The sequence below is a fragment of the Duganella sp. Dugasp78 genome (assembly GCF_059491455.1).
Window position 1 is genome coordinate 6,245,702 of sequence record NZ_CP168506.1, and the last position, 14,503, is coordinate 6,260,204.

The window sequence follows — 14,503 nt, forward strand, 5'->3', positions numbered from 1 at the left end:
TTCCCCGGTCACGCGCCTAGAACGTCATCGGCATGCGGAACGATAGTTGCACATCGGGGGTGTCGCGCGTCAGCCCGGCGCCGACCGCGATGTTGATGGTGCGCTTGTCGCTGAGGCGGTACGACAGGCCCATCAACAGCGTGCCCAGCTGGGTGCGCACCGAGCCCGGCACCGGCACGCCGTTCTGGCGCGTGCGCGCGATCGAGTTGTGGTCGTAGCCCAGGCTGATCAGCGCCTTGTCGTTGAGCGCCAGGCCGACGCCGAAATTGAAACCCACCACGGCGCCCGGCGCCACCGTGCCCAGCGGCTCCCACTCGCCGTTCAGGACCTTGCGGTTGACGTTGCTGCGCTTGATGTTGTACAGGTAGCTGATGCTGCCGAACAGGATGGCCGGGTCGCTGGCGTACAGCCAGGTCAGGCTGGGCTGCACCGCGTAAAAGCCCGAGCCGGTCGGCAGTTCCAGCGGCAGGCCGGTGCCGGTGGCGTTGGGGCCCACGCAGCGCTTGGTGCAATCGGTGATCACGCTGAAGGGATCGGTGCCGGTGCGCGACTTGACGCGTAGCCCGGCCACGTAGTACGGCCGGTCCGGCGCGCCCTGGTTAAGCTGGTAGCGCACCGCCAGCTCAGCGTCGCCCACACCCTTGCCGCTGGTCTCGAACACATTGTCGACGCCGGTGCCGGTGAAAATCTCGCGGCTGACGGTGGAGTCGGAGCGGTACACATACGGCAGCTTGAGCTCCAGCTCGGCGCGATTGCTCAGGCCGTAACGCAGGCTGACCGCGCCGGTCAGCGTGTTGCGCTTGACCTCGCGCACATCGACCAGGCCGATCAGCAAGGCCGGGATGATGGTGTAGCCGACCAGCACCACCCGGTTGCTCGACGAATAGCCGAACTGCGCCGACGGCTCCAGCACCAGCTTGCCACGCGGCGTCAGCACACCGGGCTGCTCGAACAGGGGCGCCACCGCCGGCGGCTGCGCATCGCCGCCCGGCGGCGGCCCGCCGCCCTGCGCCTGCGCCGCCGCGCATGCCGCCAACGCCCACAGCGCCACCGCGCCGCCCTGCCATCTTGCACCTCGCATCGCTGCCCTCCTGAGTTGTGTTCGCGTTCATTTCGGCCCCACCGCCCCGCTCAGGGCATCGCGCAACAGACTTTCAAAGTTGACGGCCTTGAGCAACGCCAGGTTGCTGACGGTGGTGCTGATCGTGGTCTGGCTGCGGATGGCCTGGTCGTTGACGCTGTTTTGTATCAGCAAGGCGCCCAGTCCCGACGTGGCCGGCAGCGGATCGACCGCATTGCCGGCGCCGTTCTGCACCACCACGGCGGCCAGCGCATCGCTGGCCGTCTGTGCCTCCGCAGCGCTCAACTTTGTCACATCGGCGATCGCGAAACGACTATTCGCTACAACACTGCCATTGATCGAAACCAAACGTTCGACACCTAGCGAGACCACCAGGCCGTTGCCCAGGTCGTAGCCGCCGCGCGCCTGTTCCAGCCGCGCATCGTCGACGGCGGTCCAGCCGTCGGTCGGGTCCGGCATATCGCCGGCGTGTGCCGCCGCCCCGCAGGCCAGCAGCACGGTCAGGATGCTAATGCGCATGCGCGCCTCCGTTCAGTAATTGCCGCTGCCGTTCTTGGGCAGGGTGATGTCGGTCAGGCTGGTGCGGTTGATGCCCTCGCCCAGCGGCGCGCGCGGCGCGACGTGCCAGTCCGCCGCCTGGTTGAAGTGCGGCTTGCCCTGCCAGTTGTGGATCACGAACAGCAAGCGGTCTTGCCACAGCGCCTCGAAATCGGCGCGCCGCACGGCCCGCGTGCCGCCGGCCGGATCGCCCAGCAGCACGCGGTCCGGCTCCAGCCCCTTGATGACGACGAAATGTTCATAACCGTTTTCGCGGATGCGCACGATGGCCGGGAACGCCGCCTCGGCCAGCTTGTCCAGCGGCTGCTGGTAGCCGTCGGCGATAAAGCCCTGCGTGGCGAGGTAGCGCTTCATGTCCAGCAGCGAAAAGCCTTCGCGCTGTATCTTCTGCTGGTCGCCCTGCGCGTACATGGCGTCGAACACCTGCCGTTCGTTGACCGGTGTGTCGTAGTGGTAGCTGAGCAGCGTCGCCACCGCCGCCGAGCCGCAACTGAAGTCGAATTGCTGGCGCACGGTGGAACGGAAGCGCGCCTCCTTCAGGCTGGTGACGTGCAGCGCGTAACTGCCGCCCGCCACGCCGGGCAGGTCCGCCGAACGTACCTGGCCGCCCACGAGGGCGGCCAGGACGATGATGCATGCTGATTTGTTCATTGCATTTGGATATTGATGATGGTGGCGTTCTGGATCAGCACATTGGCGCCGGAGTTCTGTATCGCCACCGGCAAGCCGGAGGCGTTGCTGAACGCACCGCTGCTGATGGCGTTGGCGCCGGTGTAGACATTGACCGCCGTGTTGCCGCTGACGGCGCCGCTTAATTGCATATCGCTGTTGACCGCCTCCGCTCCCGCGCGCTTGCCGGCCAGCTTGGCGTCCGGCACGGCGGTGCCGTCAAAGCCGGCGGGATCGGCCGCCGTGATGACAATGGCATCCGGCAGCAGCGCCGGAAGGGATTGCGCGACCGGCTCCGCCAGCGGTGGAATCACCGGCGCCGCCGCCACCTGGCCGGCCAGCGCCAGCGCGGCACACGCGGCACATACACTCATGATGACTGGTATCTGCATACCGTACCCCCTGTAGATGGCGGGACGCACGCGCTGTACCGCCGCGCCCGCGTCCCGCGCCCGCCTTACCTGCCGACCGACAGGTTGGCCTGGACGTTGACGCTCTGCTGCACCAGTGAAGCGATGCCGCTGTTCTGCGCCGTGACCATGATGCCGGCCGCCGACTGGCCCACATTGCTCATGGTGTTGGACATGTTGAACGTCCCGGCCGACACCGAGACGGCGCCACCCGCGCCACCAGTGCCGCCAGCTGCCGCGCCGCCCGTGGCAGCGCCGCCGGTCGTGGTGCCGCCGCTGCCGCCCGCGCCCGCGGTGTTGCCGCCGCCACCAGCACCGCCGGTGCCGCCGGCGCCGCCGGTCGAACTACCGTTGGTGGGATTGCCATTGCTGGCCGTGCCGCCGCTGGCCGCGCCGCCTGCCGCGCCATTGCCGGCCGTGTTGCTGGCCGCACCGCTGTTGCCGCCGGCACCGCCGGCCGCGCCGGCGCCGCCCGTCGCGCCGGTGCTGGTGGCCGCACCACCGGTGCCGCCCGCGCCGCCCCCGCCCGTGGTGGCGGCCGCGCCGGCACCACCGGGCTGCGTCACGCCCGCGCCGGCGCCGCCGGCGCCGCGGGTGGCCGCGCCGCCTGCCGCGCCGTTGCCGGCCGTATTGCTGCCGCCCGTGCCTGCCGCGCCGGCCCCGCTGGCGCCGCCCGCCGCGCCGGCGCCGCCCGCGCCGCCGGTGGCGGTGCCGGTGCTGCTGGTCGCATTACCCGACGTGCCGGCCCCCCCCGTGCCTGCGCCGCTGGTGCCGGTCGAGGTCTGGCTCGGTGGTGTCGTGGCCGTGGGTTCGGTGCCGCCTGGCATGCCGCTGTTGTTGGCCGACGACGCCGCCCCGGAGCCGGCGCCGCCGCCGGTGCCGGTAGTGTGAGCCGCGCCCGATCCGCTGCCGGCCCCGCCGCCGGCAGCGCCCGCGCCGCCCGCCCCCGCCATGCCGCCGGCGCCGCCGGTTGCCGCGCCACCGTTACCGGTCGTGCCGCCGCTGCCGCCGTTGCTGCCGGTGGCGGCGCCGCTCATGCCGCCGTTGCCGCCGGTCGAACCGCCGTTGGCGCCGCCCGCGCCGCCCGTGGCCGCGCCGCTGGCGCCGCCAAAGCCACCGGCGCCGCCGGCCGCCAACTCGCCGCGTCCACCCGCGCCGCCCGCACCGCCGGCGCCACCGGCACCGCCTGCGCCGCTGGTGGCGCCCGTAGCCGCGCCGCCGCTACCACCGATGCCACCAGTGCTGCCACCTACCGACGGCGAGCCGTTGCTGGCGCTGCCGTTGGTGGCGTTGCCGCCCGCGCCGCCTGCCGCGCCATTGCCGCCATAGCTGTCCCCGCCATAGCCGCCGGTGCCGGTCGCCGCGCCTGCCGTCGCCGAGCCGCCGACGCCGCCATTGCCGACACCGCCGACACTGCTGCCGGCATTGCTGGCGTTGTTGCCGATGTCATGCACGGTGTTGCCGGTGACAGTGCCGTTCAGCGTGCTGGTGGCGTTGGCCGACGAGGTGTTGAACGCGTTGGTGAGCGTTGCGGTGGCCGTGCCGCCGTTGTTGGCAGCGGCGGCGCCGAGCTGGCTGGCGCTCGCGCCGCCGGTGCTGTTGTTATTGTTGTTCTTGTTGCTGCTGTCCTGCACCGCCAAAGAGTTGTCGTTCGCATGCGCGCCCGCGCCGGATTGCGTCACCGTTGGTGGCGTGGTGGTTTGCGCATACGCTGCGCCTGCGCCAAACGCCAGCGCGATGGCCGCACTGATCAAAGTTTTCTTCATAGCTGCTCCCTACCTAACAGGTTGTACGGTTGATGGAATGGGTGCCAGGGGACCGATCTCCCGGCCCTCACCTCTTCTGCAAACTTGATGCCACCGCCAGTGCCGCGCGCGCAAACCGTTGAAAACACTGAACAATTCGGCGGCGCCGCTAGCCGGCCGGCCATGCCGTCACGCACACTCCGACGCAGAACGTCACACCGATGTGACAACGCGACAGTGGCGCCGCGCGCTCCGTCCCAGCGCCAGCGGCTATTTCGAGGGCGGCGCGGCGGTGTAACAACTACGCGACGGCGCCGCAATGCCGTGCTTGGCCAGCAGGCGATACAGCGTCATGCGCGAGACACCGAGGTCGCGCGCGGCCAGCGTGATGTTGCGGCCGGCCCGCTGCAGACTGGCGTCGATGGCGTCGCGCTCGGCGCGGATGCGGGCGTCGTCCAGCGGCGCGGCGATGCGCGGCGCCGGCTCCGCGCTCAGGCCCAGGTCGTGCGGCAGGATCAGCCGTCCCTCGGCCATCACCATCGCCCGCCGCACGCGGTTGAGCAGCTCGCGCACATTGCCGGGCCAGTCGTAGTCGCGAATGGCCTGCGCCGCCCGGCCGCTGAAGCCGCGCACGCGCGGCGCCCGCTCGCTGGCATAGGTGTGGAAAAACTGTTCGGCCAGCGGCAGCAAATCCTCGCGCCGCTCGCGCAGCGGCGGCACATCCAGCGCCAGAACATTGAGCCGGTAGTACAGGTCCTCGCGGAAGGCGCCGCGCGCCACCGCCTGCGCCAGGTTGACGTGCGAGGCCGCAATCACCCGCACATCAACCGCGATGCTGCGCGTGGAACCGAGCCGGTAGATGGTCTTCTCCTGCAGGAAGCGCAGCAGATTGGCTTGCAGCTCCATCGGCAGGTCGCCGATCTCGTCGAGGAAGATGGAACCGCCCTGGGCCGTCTCGATCAGCCCGCGCTTCTCGCGCGCCGCGCCGGTAAAGGCGCCGCGTTCGTAGCCGAACAGTTCGGACTGGATCAGCGAGGCCGGGATCGCGCCGCAATTGATGGGCACGAACGGCCCGTCGCGGCGCGGCGAATGCGCGTGCACGGCCTGCGCCGCCAGCTCCTTGCCGCTGCCGCTCTCGCCGCCGATCAGCACCGGCGCGCTGGCGCTCGCCACCTTGACGATCTGCCGCCGCAGCCTGGCGATGGCGGCCGATTGTCCGGTTAGCGTCGGGCCCTGCGTGGCATGCGCGCGCCCCGCCAGCGGCGATGACGATGATGGCGGACGCAACAACGCCAGCCCGTGCGCATGCCCCAGCGTGTGTCGCAGCCGCTGGGCGTCGAGCGGCCAGGTGTGGAAATCGCCGCAGTGATCGTGCACCAGCTGGCGCCAGGCCGGCGACTCCAGCGCCGGCGCATGCAATACCGCCACCCAGTGCACATCCCCGTGCTCGTGCAGGAAGCCGTCCACCGCGATACACAGCTGCTCGTCATGCGCCTCCACCAACAGCACCCCCACTGGCAGCGGACGCGACCTCAATTGCCGGCGCGCCTCGGCGAGCGTTACCGCGCTGCATACTTCCCATCCCTCTACTGCGGCCTTGAGCGTGTCCGGTATGGCGGGACACCCGATTGCCAGGCAGAGTATGGTTTTTTTCGTCATGAGCGTTGGACGAAAAAGAGTAGAAAAAGTTCAACCTTTCAAATAAAACAAAAAACAAGGAGCTTGCCGCGCCTTCGGCGTCCATATAGAATGCCTGCGCGGTTTTTTTGACGAGGGATATGCCAGCCTGTCAATAGTGAAAATAAGTTAAAAACAAAGACAGGAGCAGGACATGAGCGAATTTCAACTGAAGCCGGCCGATCTGCCGAGCTGGGGCCAGCGCACCGCCTTGCGCGTGCTGGGCCTGTTCGGCTGGCGCATGCTGTTCCGTCCGCTTCCCGGCCCGCGTGGCATCGCCGTGATTTATCCGCACACGTCCAACTGGGATTTCATGGTCGGCCTGTTCGGCAAGTGGGCGCTGAACCTGCCGTTCCGCTGGCTGGCCAAGGATGCGCTGTTCAAAATCCCGCTGCTGGGCACATGGTTCCGCGCGCTGGGCGGCGAGCCGGTCGAGCGCGGCACGCCCAGCGGCACCATCAAGCTGCAGGCGCAGCGCATGAACGCGGCCGACTGGTACTGGGTCGGCATCACGCCGGAAGGCACGCGCGGCTATCGTCCCAACTGGAAGAGCGGCTTCTACCATCTGGCGCTGGAGGCCAAGGTGCCGCTGGTGCTGGTGTATATCGATTATCCGAACAAGACGCTGGGCCTGGTCGATCACCTGGTCCTGACCGGCGACCAGGAAACCGACCTGGCCGCCATCCGCGCCGGCTTCGAAGGCCACCAGGGCCTGTATCCCGCCAAGGCGGCGCCCATCGTGCTGCAGGAACGCCGCACCGAAGCGCGCGACTGAACTCAGGCCGTCGCCACCAGCATCACGCCGGTGGCGGCGATCGCGGCACCGGACAACTTCAACGCCAGCGTCGGGCTGACACGCCCCAACATCCTTCCTCCGTAGACCAGCAGCGCGCTGGCGGCCAGCAGCCCGACGGCGCTTGCCGCCTCAGGCAATTCGTGGCCGTGCGCGTTGCCGTGCAAGAGCGCGAACGCGCCCACCATCAGCGCACCCATCGCCACCGGCAAACGCGCCGCGGTCGCGACCAGCACGCCCATCAAGACCACCGTCAGCGCGATGCCGGTTTCCAGTCCGGGGATCGCCAGCCCCGCCGCGCCGGTCAGCACGCCGGCCAGCATCATGCCGAGGAAGGTCGCCGACAGCCATCGCGCGTTGGACTGGCGCACGCTCCAGATCCCCACCGCCAGCATCGCCAGCAGGTGATCGAGGCCGGTGAACGGATGCGCAAAACCGTCGAACCAGCCATGCGTGTGCGCGCCGCCCGTTTGCGGGTGGGCCGATGCCGCTGCGCCGGCCAGTGCCAGCAAGGCTGCCGCCGCGATGTGTCGCTTCTTCATTGGAGTTCCTTTGCAAAGTGTGGAGTCTGGCCGAGCAAGCCCTGCTCGCGGATGAAATCGATGACGGCGGCCACGCCGTCGCCGCTGCGCAGATTGGTGAACACGAACGGCCGCGCGCCGCGCTGCTGTTTGGCGTCGCGCGCCATCACATCGAGGTCGGCGCCGACGTGCGGCGCCAGGTCGGTCTTGTTGATGATCAGCAGATCGGAACGGGTGATGCCGGGGCCGCCCTTGCGCGGGATCTTCTCGCCGCCGGCCACGTCGATCACGTAGATCGTCAGGTCCGACAGCTCCGGGCTGAAGGTGGCGGCCAGGTTGTCGCCACCCGATTCGACCAGTATCAGATCAAGATTGGGGAAGTCGGCCTGCATGCGGGCGATCGCTTCGAGGTTGATCGAGGCGTCTTCGCGGATCGCCGTGTGCGGACAGCCGCCGGTCTCCACGCCCATCAGGCGCTCGGCCGGCAGCGCGTCGGCGCGCAGCAGGATCTCCATGTCCTCCTTGGTGTAGATGTCGTTGGTGATGACGGCCATGTCGAAGTGATCGCGCATGCCTTTGCACAGCATTTCGCACAGTGCGGTCTTGCCGGAGCCGACCGGGCCGCCGATGCCGACGCGCAGGGGATTGGAAGTTGATGTCATGTTGGTTCTCTCTTCAGGATCTATATAAACGGCTGTACTGCACTTCATGCTGCATCGACAGCAGCGACAGGCCGGGCGCCCAGTTGCTCATGTCGTCGTCGGCGACGGTTTGCGCGTGGCGGGCGGCCGCTTCGATGTCGGCCCGCAGCGACAGCAACATGCGCTGGCCCGCCACCTGCCCCAGGGGCACGGATTTGACGCAGACCAGCACCTGGTTCTCGGCCCATGCGAACAGCATCGCCAGCAATGCGGCGTCGTGCGGGATGTCCAGCGCGGCGACCGCGCAGGCGAAGGCGGTCGGCAGCGCGACTTCCGCTTCGCCCTGCAGCCGCGCCAGCATTTCGGCGTCGACGAAGCCCAGTTCCGCCACCAGCTTGGTCAGCGAGTAGCCCATCTGGATGGTCTCGGCGCGGAACTCGGCGCTGTCGCGCGAGGCGATAAAGCGTTCGCTCCATTCGGATACGGCCTGCCAGTCGCGCCGCGACCAGGCTTGCATCAGGCGCCAGCACACCGGCGCCTCCCACTGCGCCACCACTTCGTGCAGATGGCGCAGTATCCAGGCGCGCGCAGTGTCGGCGTTGTGGACGATGCCGGTTTCCAGCGCCGCCTCCAGCCCCTGCGAATAGCTGTACGCGCCGATCGGCAGGGCCGGGCTGGCGAATTGCAGCAGATGAAGCAGCGCCGAGGCTTGCATCATCCCGTCATTCCCGCGCAGGCGGGAATCCATGCTGAGCGTGCATGCCGGCGTTCTATGGATTCCGGCGTGCGCGGGAATGACGGCGCTGGGGCCATCATTTGGCGTCGCCGGGACGATGGATCTTCTGGCGCAGCGGAATCGGCGCCAGCGGATTGCCGTCGTGATGATGCGCATGCCCGCCGCCATAGGCGCCCGACTCCGGCTCGAAGGCAGCCATCTCCTCCACCACCGTCGCGCTCAAGCCGGCCAGCATCTCCTTCAACACCGCATCCGCGCGGATGCGCAGGAAGCCGTCGCCGACCTGCGCCTGCGTGTGGCGGTTACCCAGATGGAAAGCGCAGCGCAGCAAGGTATGGGCATCGGCGCAGGTGACTTTGTAGGTCGGCTCCGGCGCGGCCACCACCTTGACCACGCGCTTGTCCTCGCCGGTCAACAGGTCGCCGTCGCGCAGCACGGTGCCACGCACGGTGAACACCGCGACGTCCTCGCCGGTGTCGAGCGTGGCCCGCAGGCGGCACTTCTCGCGCAGCTCGTAAGGCAGCACCAGCTGCGCGGCGATGATGTCGGCGTGAGGGATTTTTGTGTGCAGTGTCAGCATAGTCAGAACAGGAAATAGCGCTGCGCCATCGGCAGCACGGCCGCGGCTTCGCAGACCAGCAGTTCGCCGTCGGCGCGCACTTCATAGGTTTCGGGATCGACACTCATCTTCGGCGTGGCGCCGTTGTGGATCATGTCGGACTTGCGCAGCGAGCGCATATTCTTCGCGACGATCAGCGTCTTGTTCAACTTGAGCTGGTCGCCGATGCCGGCGTCGAACGCCGCCTGCGAGACAAAGGTGAAGGACTTCTTCAAGCCACCACCGAAGGCGCCGAACATCATCCGGTAATGCACCGGCTGCGGCGTCGGGATCGAGGCGTTCGGATCACCCATCTGCGCGGCGGCGATCATGCCGCCCTTTAAAATCGTCTGCGGCTTGACGCCGAAGAAGGCCGGCTTCCACAGCACCAGGTCGGCGATCTTGCCCACTTCCAGCGAACCCACCGCGTGCGCGATGCCGTGCGTGATGGCCGGGTTGATCGTGTACTTGGCGATGTAGCGCTTGACGCGGAAGTTATCGTTGCGCGAGGAATCCGGCGCCAGCGGCCCGCGCTGCACCTTCATCTTGTGCGCGGTCTGCCAGGTGCGCATCACCACTTCGCCGACCCGGCCCATGGCCTGCGAGTCGGATGACATCATCGAAATCGCGCCGATGTCGTGCAGGATGTCCTCGGCCGCGATGGTCTCGCGGCGGATGCGCGATTCGGCGAAGGCCACGTCCTCGGCGATGGCGGCGTCGAGGTGATGGCACACCATCAGCATGTCCAGGTGCTCGTCCAGCGTGTTGACGGTGAACGGGCGGGTCGGATTGGTCGACGACGGCAGCACGTTCGATTCACCCACCGCCGCGATGATGTCCGGCGCATGGCCGCCGCCCGCGCCTTCAGTGTGGAAGGTGTGGATAGTACGGTCCTTGAAAGCGGCCAGCGTGTCGGCCAGGTAGCCGCCTTCGTTGAGCGTGTCGCTGTGGATGGCGACCTGCACGTCCATGCGGTCGGCCACGGACAGGCAGTTGTCGATGGCGGCCGGGGTGCTGCCCCAGTCCTCGTGCAGTTTGAGGCCGATGGCGCCGGCGCGCACCTGCTCCTCCAGCGGCTCCGGCAGCGACACATTGCCCTTGCCCAGGAAGCCCAGGTTCATCGGGAAGGCGTCGGCCGCGCCCAGCATTGCGTGCAGGTGCCACGGGCCAGGCGTGCAGGTGGTGGCCGAGGTGCCGGCCGAGGGGCCGGTGCCGCCGCCTATCATGGTGGTGACGCCGCTCATCAGCGCTTCCTCGATCTGCTGCGGGCAGATGAAGTGGATGTGCGTGTCGACGCCGCCGGCGGTGACGATCATGCCTTCGCCGGCGATGATCTCGGTGGCGCCACCGATGGCCATCGTCACATTCGGCTGGATATCCGGATTGCCGGCCTTGCCGATGGCGGCGATCATGCCGCTTTTCAGGCCGATGTCGGCCTTGACGATGCCCCAGTGGTCGACGATCACCGCGTTGGTGATCACCGTGTCCATCACCTCGGCGGCCACGCGCTGCGACTGGCCCATGCCGTCGCGGATCACTTTGCCGCCGCCAAATTTGACTTCTTCGCCGTAGGTGGCGTAATCGTGTTCGATTTCGATAAACAGTTCGGTGTCAGCCAGGCGGATGCGGTCCCCTTTGGTGGGGCCGAACATTTCCGCGTAGGCGCGGCGCGAGATTGTAACCATATCAGCCCTTCGGTGGATTGGGATCGAGCTTGCCCATGACTTTGCCATTGAAGCCGAAGACCTTCTGGTCGCCGCCCAGCTTCACCAGTTCCACCGTGCGCTGCTGCCCCGGCTCGAACCGCACGGCGGTGCCGGCGGCGATATTGAGCCGCATGCCGTAGGCCTTCCAGCGCTCGAACTTGAGCTCCGTGTTGACTTCGAAAAAATGAAAATGCGATCCGACCTGCACCGGCCGGTCGCCCTGATTGGTCACCACGACGGTCGCGGTGGCGCGGCCTTCATTGAGGCCGATCTCGCCCTCTTCGAGCATGTATTCACCTGGGATCATGATGACCTCCTTTAGGGGATGGGGTTATGGACGGTCACCAGCTTGCTGCCGTCGGGGAACGTGGCTTCGACCTGGATGTCCGGGATCATTTCGGGGATGCCTTCCATGACGTCGGCGCGCGTGAGGATGCGGGTGCCGTCGGACATCAGCTGCGCCACGGTCTTGCCGTCGCGCGCACCTTCCATGATGGCGCAGGTGATCAGCGCCACCGCTTCCGGGTAGTTCAGTTTCAGGCCGCGCGCGAGGCGGCGTTCCGCCACGATGCCGGCGGTGAAAATCAGCAGCTTGTCTTTTTCTCTTGGTGTCAGGTCCATGGTGTTTCTCAGGTTTTCAGGTTTGCCAGATGCGCGGCGTGACGCCCGCGCGACCCAGCAGGTGCGGGCGCAAACGGCGCCAGATGGTGAGCATCAGGCGGCGCGCGGTTTCGCTGTCGTCGCCCAGGTGGCGCGCGACCAGCACGCCCCTGGTTTGGGTGACGCCGAATACGTGCTCGCCGTCGGCTTGCATATCGGCGCGGATCTCGGCCAGCACGGCGGCGCTGAGCTGCTTGCCGGCGGCGATCAGCGTGGCGCAGACGGTCTTGCCGTTCAGCGCCAGCGGGCTGTCGAGCCGGCCGCCCAGCATCGCGCCCTGCTCCCACCAGATCAATTTGCCGTCGCGGCGGATGCTGCTGCGCTGGCTCACGGTGCCGGTGTCGAAGGTTTCGCCGGAGCCGCGCCGGCCCATGCACAGGATCTCGCAGCCGATGTAGGTGGCGCCGGCGGCCAGTTCGACGTGCTGTTCCAGCACCACGTTAGCGGTATCAAAAAAGATGGTTTCTTGCGGCAGCCATTCCAGTGCGGCGTCCGCGCCCACGGTCAGGCGCACGCTCTGGCGCGACACCTTGCCGTTGGCCTTGTACCACTTGGCGGCGCCGGGCGTGGTGAGGAAGGCATGCGCCTGCGCGCCGACGCCGACGCTGATCGCCAGCTGGTCGCCACCCACCACGCCGCCCGGCGGATGGACCACGATGGCGTGGCACACTTTGGCGTCTTCCGGGTACAGCGCCTTCTGCACGCGCAGCGGGCCGTGGTGCAGATTGTCGAACAGCCGCGTGGTGCCGCCATCGTCGGCAAAGCCGAGGGTGAGGCTGGCCTGCCACGCATTGTGGCCGGCGGCGAGTTCTCTGGATGCGGTGGTATCAGGCATGCCTAACGTAATGCAAGCGTCATGCCAGCTCTGTGGAGGGCTGGCGGCGGCGTAAAGACATTTTTCGCACCAAAGCGAGTCCGATGCACCACTACAGTGCAAAACACCCCGCCACCCGATTTTACTTTTGCTTTTTTTGCTAGTAAAATAAGCATCACTTTTCATCCTATTTTAAGGACTGCAATGCGATTCTCCACTTTTGCCGCTGCCGCAGCGGTCACGCTGGCGCTGGCGCCTGCAGCACAAGCCACCTCGTTCGGTGCCAACCTGATCGCCAACGGCAACGCCGAAACCGGCACCACCGGCTGGGCCACCACCTCCGCGTTCACCGTCGTGCAATACGGCGCCAGCGGCGGCTTCCCCTTCCCGGCCGATCCGGGCCCGTCCGACCGTGGCAGCTACTTCTTCGCCGGCGGCGACAGCAACGCGCTGTCGACCGCCAGCCAGACCATCGACCTGTCGTCGCTGAGCGCCGCGATCAACACCGGCGCATCGCGCTACGACCTGTCGGCCTGGCTGGGTGGCTATGCGTCGCAGAACGATAACGCCACGCTGACCGCCACCTTCTTCGGCAGCGGCGGTACGGCGCTGGGCAGCGCCAGCATCGGTCCCGTCTCCAACGGCGAGCGCGCCAACCAGACCGGCCTGCTGCTGCGCGACGCGCAAGGCTACATTCCGGTGGGCGCACTCAACGTCGGCATCACGCTGACCATGACCCGCGAAGCCGGCTCCTACAACGACGGCTACGCCGACAACCTGTCCTTCGCCGTGGCCACCGCGCCGGTGCCGGAAGCGGACGCCTACGCCATGCTGCTGGGCGGCCTGGCCGTGCTGGGCGTGGTCGCCAAGCGCAAGCAGCGCAAGGGTTGAGCTTGATCTTTGCCTGATATTCAAAAGTACTTTGCGCCGCGCGGGCTGTTTGCGCGCGGCGTTCGTCCCCATACTGCTGGCTCCCCAATTTGATTAGTGAGCACAGCATGAAAATATTCGTTACCGGCGCGGCAGGCTTTATCGGCGGTTCCATCGCAGCGGGCCTGGTGCGCGCAGGCCATCAGGTGACCGGCCTGGTACGCCAGCCCGAGCAGCTTCAGGAACTGGCCTCCATCGGCGTGACCGGCGTGGTCGGCACCCTTGACGACCGCGATCTGCTGATCGCCCAGGCGCAGGCGGCGGATGCCGTCATCAACGCCGCCTCCAGCGACAACCGCGCGGCCGTCGAAGCGTTCGTCGACGCGCTGGCCGGCTCCGGCAAGGTATTCCTGCACACCAGCGGTTCCAGCATCGTCGGCGACGCCTCCGGCGGCGAAGGCACGGACCGCATCTACTTCGAAGACCAACTCCCCGCCCCCACCGCCGACAAGGCGGCGCGCGTCGCCATCGACAACCTGGTGCTGGCCGCCGCCGGCAAGGGCGTGCGCTCGGCGGTGCTGTGCAATACGCTGATCTACGGCCACGGCGCGCTGCCGCGCGACAGCGTGCAGCTGCCACGCCTGCTCAAGCAGGCCCGCAAGAGCGGCATCGTGCGCCATGTGGGCCGCGGCTTGAACATCTGGTCCAACGTCCACATCGACGACGTGGTCGACCTGTATCTGCTGGCGCTGGAGAAGACCGAGGCGGGCGCGTTCTACTTCGTCGAAAACGGCGAGGCTTCGTTCCGCGATATGAGCACCGCCATCGCCCGCGCGCTGAACCTGGGCGAGCCGCAGGACTGGCCGCTGGAGCAGGCCAAGGAAGAATGGGGCTATGAAATGGCCTCGTACGGCCTGGGTTGCAACAGCCGCGTGCGCGGACAACGGGCGCGCACGCAACTGGGCTGGAAGCCGCATCGCCCGCCAGTGCTGGACTGGATCGCGGGCGACATGCTGCGCTAACG

The 14,503-nt window shown here is 67.7% G+C and carries 17 protein-coding genes; 3 read left to right on the forward strand and 14 right to left on the reverse strand.

The window, feature by feature from the left end; translation table 11 throughout:
* Positions 1-16: 16 nt before the first annotated feature.
* The 6 genes from ACEN9O_RS27625 to ACEN9O_RS27650 form a co-directional block, all read right to left on the reverse strand.
* The gene (locus tag ACEN9O_RS27625; RefSeq protein ID WP_495614992.1) at positions 17-1,081 is read right to left on the reverse strand and encodes an acetate kinase; all 1,065 of its coding nucleotides are present in this window, start codon (positions 1,079-1,081) and stop codon (positions 17-19) included.
* Positions 1,082-1,108: 27 nt separating this feature from the next.
* Positions 1,109-1,600, reverse strand: coding sequence for a hypothetical protein (locus ACEN9O_RS27630; RefSeq protein WP_495614993.1), 492 nt, complete (start codon positions 1,598-1,600; stop codon positions 1,109-1,111).
* Positions 1,601-1,612: 12 nt separating this feature from the next.
* The gene (locus tag ACEN9O_RS27635; RefSeq protein ID WP_495614994.1) at positions 1,613-2,290 is read right to left on the reverse strand and encodes a C39 family peptidase; all 678 of its coding nucleotides are present in this window, start codon (positions 2,288-2,290) and stop codon (positions 1,613-1,615) included.
* Entirely contained in the window at positions 2,287-2,700 is a 414-nt protein-coding gene (locus tag ACEN9O_RS27640; protein ID WP_495614995.1) for a hypothetical protein, read from the reverse strand. Before ACEN9O_RS27640 ends, ACEN9O_RS27635 begins: the two co-directional genes overlap by 4 nt.
* Positions 2,701-2,765: 65 nt before the next feature.
* A complete protein-coding gene (locus tag ACEN9O_RS27645) occupies positions 2,766-4,484 on the reverse strand; it encodes a hypothetical protein (RefSeq protein WP_495614996.1) in 1,719 nt (572 codons plus the stop codon).
* Positions 4,485-4,733: 249 nt separating this feature from the next.
* Entirely contained in the window at positions 4,734-6,122 is a 1,389-nt protein-coding gene (locus tag ACEN9O_RS27650; protein ID WP_495614997.1) for a sigma-54 dependent transcriptional regulator, read from the reverse strand.
* Positions 6,123-6,294: 172 nt separating this feature from the next.
* On the opposite strand from ACEN9O_RS27650, the gene ACEN9O_RS27655 reads away from it, so the two are divergent.
* Complete coding sequence (locus ACEN9O_RS27655; RefSeq protein WP_495614998.1) at positions 6,295-6,915, forward strand: 1-acyl-sn-glycerol-3-phosphate acyltransferase; 621 nt, start codon at positions 6,295-6,297, stop codon at positions 6,913-6,915.
* A 2-nt stretch (positions 6,916-6,917) separates the two neighbouring features.
* Here the strand turns inward: ACEN9O_RS27655 and ACEN9O_RS27660 are convergent, their stop codons facing one another.
* The 8 genes from ACEN9O_RS27660 to ACEN9O_RS27695 form a co-directional block, all read right to left on the reverse strand.
* Entirely contained in the window at positions 6,918-7,475 is a 558-nt protein-coding gene (locus ACEN9O_RS27660) for a HupE/UreJ family protein (protein ID WP_495614999.1), read from the reverse strand.
* Entirely contained in the window at positions 7,472-8,116 is a 645-nt protein-coding gene (gene ureG, locus ACEN9O_RS27665; protein ID WP_495615000.1) for an urease accessory protein UreG, read from the reverse strand. Before ureG ends, ACEN9O_RS27660 begins: the two co-directional genes overlap by 4 nt.
* Before the next feature lie 13 nt (positions 8,117-8,129).
* A complete protein-coding gene (locus ACEN9O_RS27670) occupies positions 8,130-8,810 on the reverse strand; it encodes an urease accessory protein UreF (protein ID WP_495618550.1) in 681 nt (226 codons plus the stop codon).
* 97 nt (positions 8,811-8,907) lie between these two features.
* Positions 8,908-9,411, reverse strand: coding sequence for an urease accessory protein UreE (gene ureE / locus ACEN9O_RS27675; RefSeq protein WP_495615001.1), 504 nt, complete (start codon positions 9,409-9,411; stop codon positions 8,908-8,910).
* 2 nt (positions 9,412-9,413) lie between these two features.
* Complete coding sequence (gene ureC, locus ACEN9O_RS27680; RefSeq protein WP_495615002.1) at positions 9,414-11,114, reverse strand: urease subunit alpha; 1,701 nt, start codon at positions 11,112-11,114, stop codon at positions 9,414-9,416.
* A 1-nt stretch (position 11,115) separates the two neighbouring features.
* Positions 11,116-11,442, reverse strand: coding sequence for an urease subunit beta (locus tag ACEN9O_RS27685; RefSeq protein WP_117010091.1), 327 nt, complete (start codon positions 11,440-11,442; stop codon positions 11,116-11,118).
* An 11-nt stretch (positions 11,443-11,453) separates the two neighbouring features.
* Complete coding sequence (locus tag ACEN9O_RS27690) at positions 11,454-11,756, reverse strand: urease subunit gamma (RefSeq protein WP_117010090.1); 303 nt, start codon at positions 11,754-11,756, stop codon at positions 11,454-11,456.
* Positions 11,757-11,772: 16 nt separating this feature from the next.
* A complete protein-coding gene (locus ACEN9O_RS27695; protein WP_495615003.1) occupies positions 11,773-12,630 on the reverse strand; it encodes an urease accessory protein UreD in 858 nt (285 codons plus the stop codon).
* A 183-nt stretch (positions 12,631-12,813) separates the two neighbouring features.
* Between ACEN9O_RS27695 and ACEN9O_RS27700 the strand changes: the two genes are divergently transcribed.
* Both ACEN9O_RS27700 and ACEN9O_RS27705 read left to right on the forward strand, forming a co-directional pair.
* A complete protein-coding gene (locus tag ACEN9O_RS27700) occupies positions 12,814-13,500 on the forward strand; it encodes a PEP-CTERM sorting domain-containing protein (RefSeq protein WP_495615004.1) in 687 nt (228 codons plus the stop codon).
* A 107-nt stretch (positions 13,501-13,607) separates the two neighbouring features.
* Positions 13,608-14,501, forward strand: a complete 894-nt coding sequence (locus ACEN9O_RS27705) for an NAD-dependent epimerase/dehydratase family protein (protein ID WP_495615005.1) — start codon at positions 13,608-13,610, stop codon at positions 14,499-14,501.
* The last annotated feature ends 2 nt before the right edge of the window (positions 14,502-14,503 follow it).